The sequence below is a fragment of the Niameybacter massiliensis genome, assembly GCF_001282685.1.
Taxonomy (GTDB): domain Bacteria; phylum Bacillota; class Clostridia; order Lachnospirales; family Cellulosilyticaceae; genus Holtiella; species Holtiella tumoricola.
On the sequence record NZ_LN875035.1, the window covers coordinates 2,446,189 to 2,460,886 of the forward strand.

General features: G+C 34.3%; 14 protein-coding genes. All 14 read right to left on the minus strand.

From position 1 onward, the window contains the following. Positions 1–8: 8 nt before the first annotated feature. Positions 9–2,183: a protein translocase subunit SecDF gene (locus BN2390_RS17185; RefSeq protein ID WP_053985536.1), complete on the minus strand. Its 2,175-nt coding sequence runs from the start codon at positions 2,181–2,183 to the stop codon at positions 9–11. 34 nt (positions 2,184–2,217) lie between these two features. Further along, on the minus strand, positions 2,218–2,604 hold the full coding sequence (locus BN2390_RS17190) for a hypothetical protein (protein WP_053985537.1): 387 nt from the start codon (positions 2,602–2,604) through the stop codon (positions 2,218–2,220). A 426-nt stretch (positions 2,605–3,030) separates the two neighbouring features. Continuing rightward, positions 3,031–3,636, minus strand: a complete 606-nt coding sequence (locus tag BN2390_RS17195) for a V-type ATP synthase subunit D (protein ID WP_053985538.1) — start codon at positions 3,634–3,636, stop codon at positions 3,031–3,033. A 5-nt stretch (positions 3,637–3,641) separates the two neighbouring features. Beyond that, entirely contained in the window at positions 3,642–5,027 is a 1,386-nt protein-coding gene (locus tag BN2390_RS17200) for a V-type ATP synthase subunit B (RefSeq protein ID WP_053985539.1), read from the minus strand. Positions 5,028–5,044: 17 nt separating this feature from the next. After that, positions 5,045–6,814, minus strand: a complete 1,770-nt coding sequence (locus BN2390_RS17205) for a V-type ATP synthase subunit A (RefSeq protein ID WP_053985540.1) — start codon at positions 6,812–6,814, stop codon at positions 5,045–5,047. Beyond that, positions 6,807–7,448, minus strand: a complete 642-nt coding sequence (locus tag BN2390_RS17210; RefSeq protein ID WP_053985541.1) for a V-type ATP synthase subunit E — start codon at positions 7,446–7,448, stop codon at positions 6,807–6,809. Before BN2390_RS17210 ends, BN2390_RS17205 begins: the two co-directional genes overlap by 8 nt. Positions 7,449–7,458: 10 nt before the next feature. After that, a complete protein-coding gene (locus BN2390_RS17215; protein ID WP_053985542.1) occupies positions 7,459–7,767 on the minus strand; it encodes a V-type ATP synthase subunit F in 309 nt (102 codons plus the stop codon). Between the two features lie 27 nt (positions 7,768–7,794). Then, a complete protein-coding gene (locus tag BN2390_RS17220; protein ID WP_053985543.1) occupies positions 7,795–8,229 on the minus strand; it encodes an ATP synthase subunit C in 435 nt (144 codons plus the stop codon). Between the two features lie 39 nt (positions 8,230–8,268). Continuing rightward, positions 8,269–10,245 carry a V-type ATP synthase subunit I gene (locus BN2390_RS17225; protein ID WP_053985544.1) on the minus strand — a complete coding sequence of 659 codons (1,977 nt, stop codon included), beginning with the start codon at positions 10,243–10,245 and terminating at the stop codon, positions 8,269–8,271. 18 nt (positions 10,246–10,263) lie between these two features. Continuing rightward, complete coding sequence (locus BN2390_RS17230) at positions 10,264–11,295, minus strand: V-type ATPase subunit (protein ID WP_053985545.1); 1,032 nt, start codon at positions 11,293–11,295, stop codon at positions 10,264–10,266. A 1-nt stretch (position 11,296) separates the two neighbouring features. Then, positions 11,297–11,614, minus strand: a complete 318-nt coding sequence (locus tag BN2390_RS17235; protein ID WP_053985546.1) for a hypothetical protein — start codon at positions 11,612–11,614, stop codon at positions 11,297–11,299. A gap of 252 nt (positions 11,615–11,866) precedes the next feature. Then, positions 11,867–12,361 carry a hypothetical protein gene (locus tag BN2390_RS17240; RefSeq protein WP_053985547.1) on the minus strand — a complete coding sequence of 165 codons (495 nt, stop codon included), beginning with the start codon at positions 12,359–12,361 and terminating at the stop codon, positions 11,867–11,869. A 57-nt stretch (positions 12,362–12,418) separates the two neighbouring features. Then, positions 12,419–12,928, minus strand: coding sequence for an SEC-C metal-binding domain-containing protein (locus tag BN2390_RS17245; protein WP_053985548.1), 510 nt, complete (start codon positions 12,926–12,928; stop codon positions 12,419–12,421). Positions 12,929–13,109: 181 nt separating this feature from the next. Next, positions 13,110–14,591: a threonine synthase gene (gene thrC / locus BN2390_RS17250; RefSeq protein ID WP_330373811.1), complete on the minus strand. Its 1,482-nt coding sequence runs from the start codon at positions 14,589–14,591 to the stop codon at positions 13,110–13,112. Positions 14,592–14,698 lie beyond the last annotated feature (107 nt).

Sequence of the window (14,698 nt, forward strand, 5' to 3'; positions counted from 1 at the left end):
CCTTGAGATTACTCAAGACTTTTCTTCTTACTTTTTCTATTTTCCCAACTTACCCAAAGTTGACCTGCAATAAATATAGTTGAATAACATCCACTGATTACACCAACCATCATAGGTAATGCAAAAATTTCTATAGCATGAATGCCGTAGTACATTGCAAAGACATACATAATAAGGACACTAATAAATGTGGTTAAACTTGTATTAATTGATCTTGTAAGAGACTGAGTAATACTTAAATTCACTACATCTTGTAGTGGCCATTTAGCTTTATCTTTAATCTCTTCTCTAATACGGTCATAGATAACAATGGTATCGTTAATGGAATAACCAATAATGGTTAATGTAATGGCCACAAATGTATCATTGAGAGGATTCCCTAGTACGACAAAGGCAAAAAAGACAATACACACATCATGTATTAAGGCAACCATAGCCATCATCCCTGCTGATAGGCCTCCAATATGTTTAAATCTTATCCATACATAGACAACGATCATCAAAAATGAAAGTGCAATGGCTATAGCTGAATTGATCATAGCCTTTTGACCAATGTATGGTTCTACCATATAAGACTCTGCAAGTTGAATATTTGCCTCTTTAAAATGTGTCTGTAAGGTATTGCCGAGCTGCTCTTGTTCTTCTGGAAGTAACCCCTGATTACCTGCTAAGGTCACATTTAATTTTTTCTCTTTACTTCCTAAGTCACTTGTTATCTGAACTGTTACAGGTCTCTCTAGAACAGGTGCCAGTATCTTTTCTACTTCTTTTGCATTAATTTCTCCTATGTAGGTATACTTTAATACTGCTCCACCTTTAAATTGGATATCTAGTTGCACCCCTTTAGTCAAGCAAGTGATCATTCCTCCAGCTAAGAGCATAATAGATAATGCAAACGCAATCCATCTTTTCTCATAGAAAGGTACCATCTTATAAGATTTTCCTCTACTAAAAAGACAAGGTGCTTGCATCTTTTTAAATCTAACAAGAGATAAAAGCATAATTTTAGAAGAGAAAATTCCTGCTACAAAGTTTAGAACCATCCCTACTAGTAACGTATACCCAAAGGAAAGCATGGTTCCTGAGCCGAAAATCATTAAAATCACAGCTACTATTGCACTGGTTACATTCCCATCAAATACTGCTGAAAAAGCTCTGTGATATCCATTACGAATAGCCTTTTCTAAACGCATGTCTTTCCTTAACTCTTCTCCTATACGCTCACCAATAATAACATTTGCATCTACACTCATACCTAATGATAAAATAATCCCTGCTATCCCCGGTAAAGTTAAGGTGATTTGTGGAATAGACAAGGCTAAGAGTTCTGCTGCTAACTGCATGGCTAATACAATGGAACTAATAACCCCTACAAGTCTATATCTGATAATCATAAAGAGACAAATAAGAACAAATGCTACAGCACCTGCTACAACCATCACATCCAGTGCACCATTGCCAAGTGTAGGACTGATTGTACTATGATTTTTTGTTGCCATTGAGAAAGGTAATGCCCCTGCATTGATTTGATCTGCCAATGCACTGGCTTCTTGATCCGTAAAATTGCCTGAAATCATGGCATTGCCATCTGTTATAGCTTCATGGACATTTGCTGCTGAAATCAAATTCTCATCCATAAAAATATAAATAGGCTGACCAATCAACCTTTGTGTCGCCTCTCCAAAGAGCTTTGTGCCTTCTGTATCAAAGCTTAATTGTACAACATATTGACCATGTTCTAGATCAGCTTGAGGTGCGCTTTGTTTAACATGTTTACCTTCCACTAAGATATTATTATTTGCATCTCTAAAGGTAAGTTTTGCTGTTTGACCAAGTTCTGCTATAGCCTTCTCTGGGTTAAAATCCTTTTCATCAGATTTCCAGGGAAATCTGACAAGTACCCTGCCATTTTGTGCATCTATCGTCACTTCTCGGTCTAGAATTTTCTTTGCATCTAGCCTTGCTTCTATAATAGACCTTGCTGCATTCATTTCCTCTACAGTTGGCTGACGCTCTAAGTCTACAGGCTCATAAATTGCCTCTACACCCCCACGAATATCTATACCATAGCGCATTTGATTGGCACCTTTTATACTACCTATTCCAAAAAACGCTACATAACTTAATAGAATAATTCCTATTAAGAAAATAAAAAATGCACTCTTTTTAACATGTCTCTCCACGTTTCATTCCTCCAAATTTTTAAAATATATTAATTTAAATTGGAGAAATAAACCCTTTTGGTCCATCCTTATGATGTATGTAAGAAATAATTCTAATAAAACTACTGATTACAAATCCTATCAATATTACTCTCATATATAATAAATAGCACAGTTGCACTTGAATACTTTGTAATAGTATCCGTAAGATCTCAATGCGGTCTATTTTCACCTCTTGCCTCATCATTGTAAGTCTCATACTACTTATAACAGGTACACTCATAGACTCCCACTCTACTACATTTGAGACTTGATGCCTGAAATCTTGCTTTTCTATTTTTAAGCTTTGTAACTGCTTTATGCCAAGTCCTAAAGAGAATAGCATACATAAAATCATGCACAAACTTATAGTTTTTTTGAAATAATACTTTTGGTGATCCACTGCTATTTCTCCCCCTTCTTATCTAGTTTCATCATAGTCAGTTTAAGAGGTTACGTCAATATTTATTTTAAATATTTTAGTATATTATAAACACTAAAATGAAACACTTATTCTAGGTACGCAAAAAAGCACTAACCGTTTGGTTAGTGCTTGATTTTCAACTTTGTCCCAAAATGCCGTTCCTGGTATTTTGACGCCCTAGCTTAGCTAGGTGGGAAACTAGCTATTGAAGTCCTGTTGTCCGCTGCCCAAAGGGAATTAGCTTGCGGCCTAACATTTGCTTCATAGCGCGATATCGTCTCCCGAACGTAAATTGTAGGTTCAAAATAACAGGGTCTCGAACATTACAGGAGTCATTTAAGTTATCTTTATTATATCACTTCTCTCCTCTTTTGCAAGGGAAAAATTAAAGTAATATTTTTCTTATTATTTCTTAATTTTTTTAAGTCTAAAGAAATCTTCACGTTCCTTTTCTTCAAGAACTTCTTGAATATATTTCACTTGTTCTTTGTATTTAGGAATCTGAATATGTTGAAGTGCATTGGTACGTTTTTGAGTTTTCTCAATTTCTTTAGCAAGCTTAAAAATGGAGTTTTCAATTTCTGCTACTTCATACATTAAATATTTCACTTCTCTAAACTGTTCACATGCTCTATCTAATGCTGGATTAGTGTTATGAAACCCATAAGTAGGAAATATAGGTGCTTTATCATATTTAACAGTAGGAATATCTACACCCATAACGCTTTTTAAAAGGATCTCAAAGTTTTCGTCCTTTGGAATACTTCTTGCGATATCTTCTACTTGAGCAATCCCCATTGTAATATTCACTGTTTGGAGTGCTGCATAAGCTTCATCTAATATATCATAAATCTTATTTTGAATATCTCTTGCCTTATCTACAAGAAGCATCATCTCACGAATGAGTACATTACGCTTCTTATCTAAAAGTTCAAAACCCTTTTGTGAAAGTTCAAGTGAGGACTTTGCTTTAATCAAATTGGATTTGGTTGGTGCTACAAGTAGTGCCATAACATCTACTCCTTACGAGCTTTATAGTATTTTTTAATCATATCTTGTGGAATACGATCAAGTTCATTCGCTGGTAAGATAGATAAAATTTCCCAACCTAAATCTAATGTCTCTGTCATTGAACGATTTTCATTTGGTCGTTGTGCCACAAAGCTTTCTTCAAATTCACGACCAAATTGTAAATAAAGTTTGTCTATATCACTTAAGTCATCTTCACCTATAATTTGTGAAAGGGCACGAATATCTTGAACTTTTGAATAGGCAGAGAAGATTTGGTTTGAAAGATCCGCATGATCTTCTCTTGTATATTCTTCCCCAATACCATCTTTCATCAAACGTGAAAGTGATGGTAAAACAGCAATTGGTGGATAAATATTTTTTTGGTTGAGTTCACGGCTTAGAACGATTTGTCCTTCGGTGATGAACCCTGTAAGGTCAGGAATTGGATGTGTAATATCATCATTTGGCATAGTAAGGATAGGAATAAGTGTAATAGAACCATCCCTATCTTCTAACATGCCTGCACGTTCATAAATGGTAGAAAGGTCACTATAAAGGTATCCTGGATAACCTTTACGTGAAGGTACTTCCTCACGTGTAGAAGAAATTTCACGGAGTGCTTCTGCGTAACTTGTCATATCTGTCAAGATAACGAGTACATGCATATTATGTTCAAAAGCTAAATACTCTGCCGCTGTTAAAGCACAACGTGGTGTAGAAATCCTTTCTACAATAGGGTCATCTGCCATATTAAGGTACATAACAACGTGATCAAGTACACCTGCTGCTTCAAAGCTACGAATGAAATAGCTTGCATCATCATGACGCACACCCATCGCACCAAAGATAACAGCAAAGTTATCTGCATTGGCCCCTTCAATTTTAGCTTGCTTTACAATTTGTACAGCAAGTTCATTATGTGCAATACCGTTTCCTGAGAAAATTGGAAGCTTTTGACCACGAATAAGTGTCATTAAACTATCTATTGCTGAAATACCTGTTTGAATAAAGTTTCTTGGGTATTTACGTGCTACTGGATTAATAGGTCGCCCATTTGTATTGGCTCTTACATTTGAAACAATTTGATACGCACCATCAATTGGTTCGCCTACCCCATTAAAAGTTCTTCCTAAAATTTCTTTTGAAAGAGGAATTTCAAGAGGTTTTCCTGTAAATTGTACAGAAGTATTATCGGTAGAGATACCTGCAGTTCCTTCAAAGACTTGGATAATTACTTTATCCCCTTCTATTTTGATGACTTTCCCTTTACGAGTTTCTTGGCCTCCATCTACTTTGATGTTGACAATCTCACCATAGGAAACATCTTGAATATCTGAAAGAACAATAAGAGGGCCGTCTACGCGCTCTAATTTTAAGTATTCTTTTCTCATTTTGACCATCCTAACTGTTATTCATATTTTTCCCTTAAGCTTCTATAAGTGTCCACAATTTTCTTCTCAAGCTCATCAAGAAGATAAACTTGATCATTAGGCACATCATATTTCATCTTCACAACATCATCAAAGACTCTTTCTTTCCTAATTGTAGATAAAGGTATACCTTTCTTTACACAAGCAAGTGCACTTGTATAAAGAGTGTCAATAACGCGCAACATTTTATATTGCTTTTCTAATGACACATAGGTGTCGTCTTTATGGAGCGCATTTTGTTGTAGGAAACCTTTCTTGATTGTTCTTGCAATCTCAAGTACAAGATGTTGGTCATTTGGAAGAACATCTTCCCCTACTAATTGTACAATTTCATTTAACTTTTCTTCTTCTTGAAGTAAACGAATCATCTTTGCACGAAGTGGAAGCATTTCTGGTGATACATTTTCACGATACCATTCATCTAGCATGGTTACATAACCGCTATAACTTGTTAGATAGTTGATAGCAGGATAGTGTCTTGCATAAGCAAGTTTTTTATCAAGGGCTAAGAACGCACTTACGAAACGTTTTGTATTTTCTGTAACAGGCTCAGAGAAGTCACCACCAGCTGGGGATACCGCTCCGATAATTGTAACCGATGCTTCTTTATTATTAAGTGTTGTTACACACCCCGCACGTTCATAGAACTGAGCAAGTCTTGATGGTAAATAAGCTGGATAACCTTCTTCTGCTGGCATCTCTTCAAGACGACCTGAGATTTCACGAAGTGCCTCCGCCCATCTAGATGTGGAGTCAGCCATGATTGCAACGTCATAACCCATATCTCTAAAGTATTCAGCCATTGTAATACCTGTATAAATACTTGCTTCACGGGCTGCTACTGGCATGTTAGAAGTATTAGCAATCAAGATCGTACGTTCCATCAGTGGTCTATTGGTACGTGGGTCAATAAGTGCTGGGAACTCTTCAAGTACGTTAGTCATCTCATTACCACGCTCACCACAACCAATGTAAACAATAATATCTGCATCAGACCATTTTGCAAGCTGATGCTGTGTGACTGTTTTTCCTGTACCAAATCCTCCTGGAAGACCAACTGTTCCTCCTTTTGCAACTGGGAAGAAACTATCAATAACACGTTGTCCTGTAATCAGTGGTTTGTAAATTGGAATACGTTTTTGGATAGGTCTTGGGCGTCTAACTGGCCATTTTTGTGCCAATGTTAGCTCATGTACCTCTCCAGCTTCTGTCTCTATTTTTACAACTGTATCATTTAAAGTATAAATACCATTAGGTTTGACTTCGATAACTTTACCTGAAAGATTTGGTGGTACCATTAAACGATGTTCAATACTAAGTGTTTCTTGAACTGTTGCATAAATCCCACCCGGTGTAAGCACATCACCTACTTGGGCAACAACTTTAACTTCCCAAGGTGCTGTTGGATCAATAGAAAGAAGACCTATACCTTCTGGGATAAAGTTTTTAGAGATTTTTTCGATTTGTTTAAGTGGTCTTTGAATACCATCAAACATATTTCCAAGCATCCCAGGTCCTAAGGTCAGTGAGAGAGGTGCACCTGTTGGGTACACTTCCTCTCCTGCTCTAAGTCCTTCTGTTTCTTCATAAACTTGGATAGTTGCCGCATCTCCTTCAAGAGATACAACTTCACCAATCAATTGTTGTCTACCTACTGTTACCATTTCATTAACTTTAAAACTTGCCATTTTGCTTCCTTCAACAACAGGGCCGTTGACAAGCTCTACAATTCCTACTGCCTTACTCATCTAGTCCACCAACCTCTCCAATAGCTTGAAAGAGCATCTCTACGATTTCATCACGGTGGTCATCGATTAATGTAGCAATAGATAAATCAATTCTAAGATTTTTTAGCGGACTATCTAAAATAATCCCACCGATCATACTGTCCTCTTTAACAGCTGGTGTAAATTTATCTCTACTTATACCAGTTGCTTCAAGTTGAGTTAATACATATTCACCATATTGTGCTTGGTCTTCCTTTGTCATATAAAGAACAAAGTCTGTATCATAACTTCTTAAATCATCTAATTTACTCATGCTATTTTCTAAAAACTTCTTGTACTCAGGTGTTGCCTTAAATGCCACAACACGTGCTTTAAGGTGTTCCATAAATACACCAATATATTTTTCCTTAGTAAGCATTGTTTGCTTTTTAGTTTGCATTTTTGCTTTACTGATTAATTCTAATCTTTTAATTTCACCTTTTTTTCTAGCATTTTCTATTATATCATCTGCATCTTTGTCAACTTTGCGCTTGTGCTCAGACATAATCTCTGCATATTCTTTTTCCATGCCTTCGATTTTTTCACCGATTTCTGCTTTGATATCTTGTTGGAGCAGCTTAGAAAATAAGGATAATTTTTGCTCTATAGTTACCATTGTTTTCACCTCATATACGAATACCGACTGATTCTCTTATATAATTGGTAATGGCATTTTCACTGCGCATCGTTCCATGTCTATCTGGAATTTCCATTATAAGAGGTCTTGCTACTTTTAATTTCATATCCATAATCTCTTCTTTTGCTAAATCCATTGTACGTTCTGTGACAATGACAAGACCAATTTCTTCATCTTTCATTGCAGTCTGTAGCGCTTCAAGGAGTTCTTCTTTCTCATGTACAATGACTCCTCCTATACCTGCTAAGCGCATACCTACCCAGGTATCTCTATTATCGCTAATTAAAAAAGATTTCATAGCTTCTACTCTTTTCTAAAAAGATTTTTATACAAAAAGAATTAAGATAGAAATAATCATACCGTAGATTGCGATACCTTCTGCCATACCTACGAAGATTAATGTTTTACCTAAGATAGATGAATCTTCTGATACTGCTCCAATTGCTGAAGAACCTACTGCACCTACCGCACGACCTGTACCCATTGTTGCAAGACCTGTACTTAAAGCTGCTGCAACATATTTAAGACCATCACCAAATGAAGCACCTACTGTAGCTGCCGCTGTTCCTGCTTCTGCAGCAAATACTGGGCTACTCATTAACATAAATACAAATGCACCTGCAAGAACAAATGAGAAAGCTGAAAGTGAAGTTGTTGTTGCATGTTTTAAATTTACTCTTTTATTTTGACGCATAATACGAACTCCATAACCAATTGTACTTACTGCAATTACTGCTGCTAAAATAACCATAATTTCCATTTTAAATGTCTCCTTTTCGTGTTTCCTTATATTGATTTATTAATCTTCTATTTTAATTGGTGCGTACATTTCGCCGTCACCTGTAAAATACTTACTAAACATTTCGTAGTATTGAAGTCTTAGACCTTGTATAAATACAACTAAGCCCTCAAGGGTTAAAATCAAGATATTACCAATAATTAAAATAATAAATTTTAATATAAAACTACTTGTCATCTCTGACATTACTAAGAATGCCATAAATAATCCAGCATGGTTAAGTGCAAAAGCACCTACACGGATGAATGAAATCCCATTACTCAAAGCACCTAAGATAGTTTCAACACCTTCAAAAATACTTTCAATAAAGTAAGATCCTACTTCACCATGAATATATGGTTTTTCTCTTTTGATCATGTTGGTAAGTGGCTCTTTTAATATCATAATAATGAGCATAAGTGCCATAATACCTAGCGGTACAAAAGGTGATACTGGGATAAGTTTAAAGATTGCAACCAATGTTCCTACAAATCCCATAAAGAAAATATATCCTGCGATACCATTCTTACCAAATATACCATCCTCAATGTCACCTCTTCTAAGTGAATTGATAATTCCAATGATATATGAAACTGAAAGTACTACTACCCCAAATACAACACCTGAAATAAGAACAGGCATAATATTAACTTTTGAAAGTGGGCTACCTACAATATGTGGCAACCAAGGGAGTTGTTCATGTTCAAGTCCAAATAAACTACCATAGACAAAACCAAAGGTAATAGAACTTAGTCCAAGTCTTGTTAAAATACCTCCAGCCACTTTGCTCTTCTTAGCAATCAAAATTCCTGCTAGGAAGTAGATAAATCCTTGACCAATATCTCCAAACATAATCCCAAACATAAGCATAAATGTAATAGCTAAAAATGGTGTTGGATCTATTTCATGATAAGATGGTAGGCCATATAGCTCTACAATCATTTCAAACGGCTTAAACAGCCAGTTATTTTTTAATTTTGTTGGTGGAATCACTTTCTTATCTAATTCATTTGCATCTTTGGCTATAACAACAAATTTATCTGTGATATCTCCAATTTTTTCTTCAATATGAAGCTGGTCTTTTTTACTCACCCAGACATTCATCACAAACAAGTTATTACCATGAACAATTTCTTCTTTTATTTTAAGTATCTTTTCTTCAATCTTAATTCTTGTATAAATCTTATTTAATGCTAAGGTTTTGATTTGTAGATTGTTAAGAAGTACTTTTTCAATTTGTGCTACTTCATTCTGAATTTCATTAATTTTTTCTGTTGTTGACTCAACTAAAGTACCAGGCATTGTAATAATATCATCTGGTATTCTAAGTGGTGTCCAGTTTAAAGATTTAAGCAATCTTTTAGTTTCTTTCTTAAATTGCTTTGGATAAAGAACCAAGTAGATATCTTCTCTTGAATCTTCTATATCCCCAATCTTTAGTACAATTGCACTGATATTTTCATAGTTTTTCTTAATTTGGATTTTATTATCGTACGATAACATCCCTACTTGGAAATCAAAATAATTAAGATCATGTAAATCATTAAAATTACACCATTGATCTTTAATACAACTTACTTTTTGCTTGAAGTTTTGAAGCTCTTTAAGACGTGCTTTTTTATTATTGACAGCCTCTATATTCTCCCATAGTTCTGTCTTTAAGTTTACTAAATCACTCTTTGCTTCAGCTAACTGGTACTTGCGCCCCACATTGACTTTATCTAGTTTTAATGTAAGTCCCATACCACTTGCGATGGTTTTAACCTCTTCAAGCATCTCACCATAATCTGCTTCCATATGTGCATAATTTTCAATAACAGGTAGTGCATCTTGCGGCATCATTGCTTCATATTGATGAACCATATAATTATTGTCATATACATCATTATGTTCTAAGTTTAGGTGAATACTTTCACTGAGTACTAACTCTTCTAATATTGCATGCTCATCTTCGAGTGAGCCTACCAGATTGAGCAAGACCATTTTTTCAATAGCCATCTACTGTTCCTCCACTCATCATAATGTATAAACAAGGTATTTTTTAATCTCTTCTTTATCAAGACCATAACGGATGCCTTCTGTAACAGCTATAAGGTCTTGAGTCTCAATTTCTAAGACAAAAATATATCTAAGAGCGAGTGCAATAGAATCTTCATCATTTATTTTATGAATCGTCTCATAAATGACGTTATCCATATTTCTCTCTAACAGGATATCCCCTCTTCTGCTGAATACATCAGCCTTTAAATGTTTTTCTGCTAAGCTTTCGAATTCGCTTAATGACTTAGCATAAACTAGTTTTTTGAGGCCATTATAAGAAATGTTTCCTCCTGGCAAACTATAAACCATAATTTCTTCTCTCGAAATGTCATAATACTTCATTCCACGATAAATCCATTGAATATTTAAGCAGTCGATCTTAAGTCCTATAATTTGTTTAACCACCTTGTAGTCATTTGGACTAAGTTTTTCAGCTTTTTTCATCAATAGCCTATAGTACAGGAGATAAAGTTTCATTTCCATATGGAATTCGCGTGTCACTACATCTTCTTGTGTCATTGTTTTTAAGTCTTCATAAAAAACCGTACCTTTAAGTGCTTCAACGAATCCTGCAACGGATTGACATGCGATCAGCTTATCATAGGATAATTTAGTATGTGCTTCTGAATGTACAAAGTGTCTTTGAAAATCATTAATACTTTCATTTCTTGCAATCGCCCGTAATATAAGTTGTAAGTCACTGATGTCATATTGCAAAAGTAATGCTTTTACAAAGTCTTTGTATGGTCCTGAAAAATAATGAAGCATCTTTTCTATTTCACCTACTACATAACGCTCTAAGATCATTTCAAGTTCACCACGATGAATATCTTCTGGCTTGTTATTGTCTAGGTGAACACTATATCCATAGCGTTTTTTAAGGAACTCAGTAAACTGTGCAACAGATGTATAATCTAGCACCTTGTTCCAATCTTCTCGTGTCAATAAATTTTTCTTTCTTGTATGCAACTTGCTATTAATTGCATTATAAGATGCATAAGCATTCATATTACGCCTCCACTAGAAAAAGTTTGTTAAACACCTGTTCAAGTAGGGGACCTTCCACTTGTAAATATTTATTTTCAATAAGAAGAACCTGTTTCTTAGCTTTCTCTTCTTCAAATTTGTATTGCTCATCGGCAGCTTTTATGACACTCTGATATGTTTCTTCCGCCTTCTCTTTCGCACTCGCCAGTCGTTCCTTTTCATATGCTTCCATCTGGGCTTCATAGTAGGCTTTACGTTCATTAATCCGACTTTCCTGTTGCTTCTTGTTTTCAAGTGCATTGGAATCGATTTTAATGATCTCTTTTATAATATCTTCCATGCCTTTCACTCCTTACTGTCCATTTATTCTTTTTATGAATCACCATTCATTATATATCACATTCTTTATTCTATCACCATATAAAAAAAAAGAAAGTGGTATTTTTGTTAATTAGACATTTTTAACAAAAACTACTAATTTATCTTCGCATTTTCTAATTAGTCTATTATTATTATACAGTTATATATTCCATTTTTTCCCTATTAATAAATAAAAACAAAAAAAAGAGAAACCTTTTCTAAGGTTTCTCTTTTAAATTTGTTCTATTTGCTCAATGAAAAGTTGTCTATTCTTACCGAATAAATAAAATTCCATTCCTTGATAACCATTCATCTCTTCATTAAAAAGTATGGTACAAGTTACTTTTCTTTTACCTTCTTTAATTTTAATATCTTTAATATTAGATTCTTCTAATTCATATCCAGAAATATTAAAATGTTTGTCTTCATTTAAAGCGACAAAGCTCATGCCACTTAATAAGCACATTGTAATAAGTAGAATTGTCATCACAATACTTGAAACATTTAAACGGCTATGACCATATACGGTCATAACATTAATAATAATTGTACATATGGTTGCAATTTTAGCTACAGTAAAGAAAAAGTCTTTCTTAAAGATTACATATTTCTTACCACTTGGATACTCTTCCATAAAATTTTTCAAGATCTTATTATTAATAAGTCTGATGATAACAAGTACCAGTGTAATAATTGCTACTAAGCAATATGACCAAATGATATCCATTCTACTCTCTCCTTATCTAAAAACCATTTTAAAAAAATAACTGCCCAGAGGCAGTTATTATTTATTCATGCAGCATTGTTTGTACTTTTTGCCACTACCGCATGGGCATGCGTCATTACGTCCAACTTTTTTACCAATAACAACTGTTTTTGATTTTTTGAAGTCTCTTTTAACTTCTTGACGTTCTTCTTTTGTAAGAAGGTTTTCCCATTGTGGTAAGTTATATAACCAATCAGCTTGAGCATCAAGCATATTCCAGTATAATTTTTTAAGATCAAATTCTAATCTTACTGTTGATTCTGCTGTTAAAGTATCTAAATCGTATGTGCCAGCTTTAAGACTTTCATTGATTCCATCTACGAAACCTACGAATTCTACTTCTGTCATATTGAAACGTTTAGCAAGGTCAGCTACTGTACCTTCAACGATTGTTTCTATATCTGAAAGAATTTCAGCATATACGTTTCTTTCCATTGTTAAATATCTTTCAACTACTTTTTTGTATTCTTCTGTTGAGCGTGCTTTCGCATCTTCACCATAATTGTCCCATTGTTGATATAATGTCATAATCAATAACTCTCCTTTTTCTTTTAACGTATGTTAGTACTATTTTCTATAGCATAAACGTCTTGATTAAGCATATCTATTATACATTATTTTCGACATTTTTACTACACCTATTTTTTATAACCTATCCTTAATACAATAGCACATTTTTATGGTATTTTACAAGCCCTCACACAAAAGCTCAGTCTAAGAACGCTCTTACAACTTGCTTCATTTCATCTACTTCACATATGGTTTTATGCTTAATTTCCATAGTTTCTAGATCCCGAATAGTCGATGGCATTTTTTCATTTAAAAGTTTTTCCATCTCTTTTAATAAGATGAAATCATCTTGTGCTTTATACTGGTTGTCTATTGCTCCCATAACACTTCCTGTAAATTTATAAGGACTTGCTGTAGATGCAATCACGGTTGGTGTCATATCTTGTGTACGATTTTTGTAATCCTCATAGACTGCATAAGCAACAGCTGTATGTGTATCCATTAAATAATTTTCTTCATCGTAAACTTTTCTAATTGTCTTTGCTGTTACTTCATCATCTGCATAACCTGCTGCAAATAATCCCATATTTTGCTTCATATCTTTTGGAATTTCATACATGCCTTGATCTTTAAGTGCACCCATTAATTCATTTACAAGTTCAGCATTCTCATTACTCATATGGTACAGGAAGCGTTCTAAGTTACTAGAAATTAAAATATCCATTGAAGGTGAGTTGGTAATATGGAAGTCACGTCTTCTATCATAGATCCCCTTTTCAAAGAAATCTGTCAGTACTTTATTCTTGTTGGATGCACAGATAAATTTATGTATTGGAAGACCCATTTCTTTTGCATAGTAGGCTGCTAAAATATTACCAAAGTTACCTGTTGGTACAACTACATTCATTGGCTCCCCAACCTTAATACTACCTTCTTTTACAAGTTGACCATATGCATAGAAGTAGTAGACTACTTGAGGTACAAGACGTCCAATATTGATAGAGTTAGCTGAAGAGAACACATAACCCTTTTCTGCTAATTCTTTTTCAAGTTCTGCATCTGCAAAAATCTGTTTAACCCCTGTTTGCGCATCATCAAAATTCCCTTTAATTCCCACAACAAAAGTATTGTCACCTTTTTGTGTAGTCATTTGACGCTTTTGTACATCACTTACACCATCTTCTGGGAAGAATACAATAATTCTTGTACCTACAACATCTGCAAATCCTTCTAAAGCAGCTTTACCCGTATCTCCTGATGTTGCGGTTAAAATAACAATTTCTTTATCTTCTTGCTGATAAGTTTTACTTGTGGTCATAAGATAAGGTAAAATAGAAAGAGCCATATCTTTAAAAGCTAATGTTGGACCATGGAATAACTCTAAAAAGTGCGCTGATGGAATAGTTTTTAATGGTACAATTACTGATGTATCAAATTTTTCATCATAAGCTTTATTAATACATTCCTTTAAATCTTCTACTTTAAAATCATCAAAGAATAAACGCATCACACGATAAGCTAATGTTTGATAGTCAAATTCTAATATGTTTTCTAAAGTAAAGTCCATTTTAGGTAATGCCTTTGGCACAAATAATCCACCTTCTTTAGAAATCCCCTGCAAAATTGCTTCTGTACATGTAATATTTATATCCCTGTTTCTTGTGCTTTGGTATTCACTCACATTCATCACTCCTTCACATACGTTATAAATAAATCCCTGTATAAATCTATACCTAGGATTATACCATACTTAAACTTAAAACATATGCAAAATATTATTCCCATTCC

Bases quoted from the DNA above. Each gene is read 5' to 3' on its own strand.
- BN2390_RS17235 (WP_053985546.1), bottom strand. From the start codon at position 11,614: ATGGAAGATATTATAAAAGAGATCATTAAAATCGATTCCAATGCACTT.
- BN2390_RS17200 (WP_053985539.1), bottom strand. From the start codon at position 5,027: ATGAGAAAAGAATACTTAAAATTAGAGCGCGTAGACGGCCCTCTTATT.
- BN2390_RS17205 (WP_053985540.1), bottom strand. From the start codon at position 6,814: ATGAGTAAGGCAGTAGGAATTGTAGAGCTTGTCAACGGCCCTGTTGTT.
- BN2390_RS17195 (WP_053985538.1), bottom strand. From the start codon at position 3,636: ATGGCACTACTTGTAGCACCAACCAAATCCAATTTGATTAAAGCAAAG.
- BN2390_RS17245 (WP_053985548.1), bottom strand. From the start codon at position 12,928: ATGACATTATATCAACAATGGGACAATTATGGTGAAGATGCGAAAGCA.
- BN2390_RS17220 (WP_053985543.1), bottom strand. From the start codon at position 8,229: ATGGAAATTATGGTTATTTTAGCAGCAGTAATTGCAGTAAGTACAATT.
- BN2390_RS17240 (WP_053985547.1), bottom strand. From the start codon at position 12,361: ATGGATATCATTTGGTCATATTGCTTAGTAGCAATTATTACACTGGTA.
- BN2390_RS17230 (WP_053985545.1), bottom strand. From the start codon at position 11,295: ATGAATGCTTATGCATCTTATAATGCAATTAATAGCAAGTTGCATACA.
- BN2390_RS17210 (WP_053985541.1), bottom strand. From the start codon at position 7,448: ATGGTAACTATAGAGCAAAAATTATCCTTATTTTCTAAGCTGCTCCAA.
- BN2390_RS17215 (WP_053985542.1), bottom strand. From the start codon at position 7,767: ATGAAATCTTTTTTAATTAGCGATAATAGAGATACCTGGGTAGGTATG.
- BN2390_RS17225 (WP_053985544.1), bottom strand. From the start codon at position 10,245: ATGGCTATTGAAAAAATGGTCTTGCTCAATCTGGTAGGCTCACTCGAA.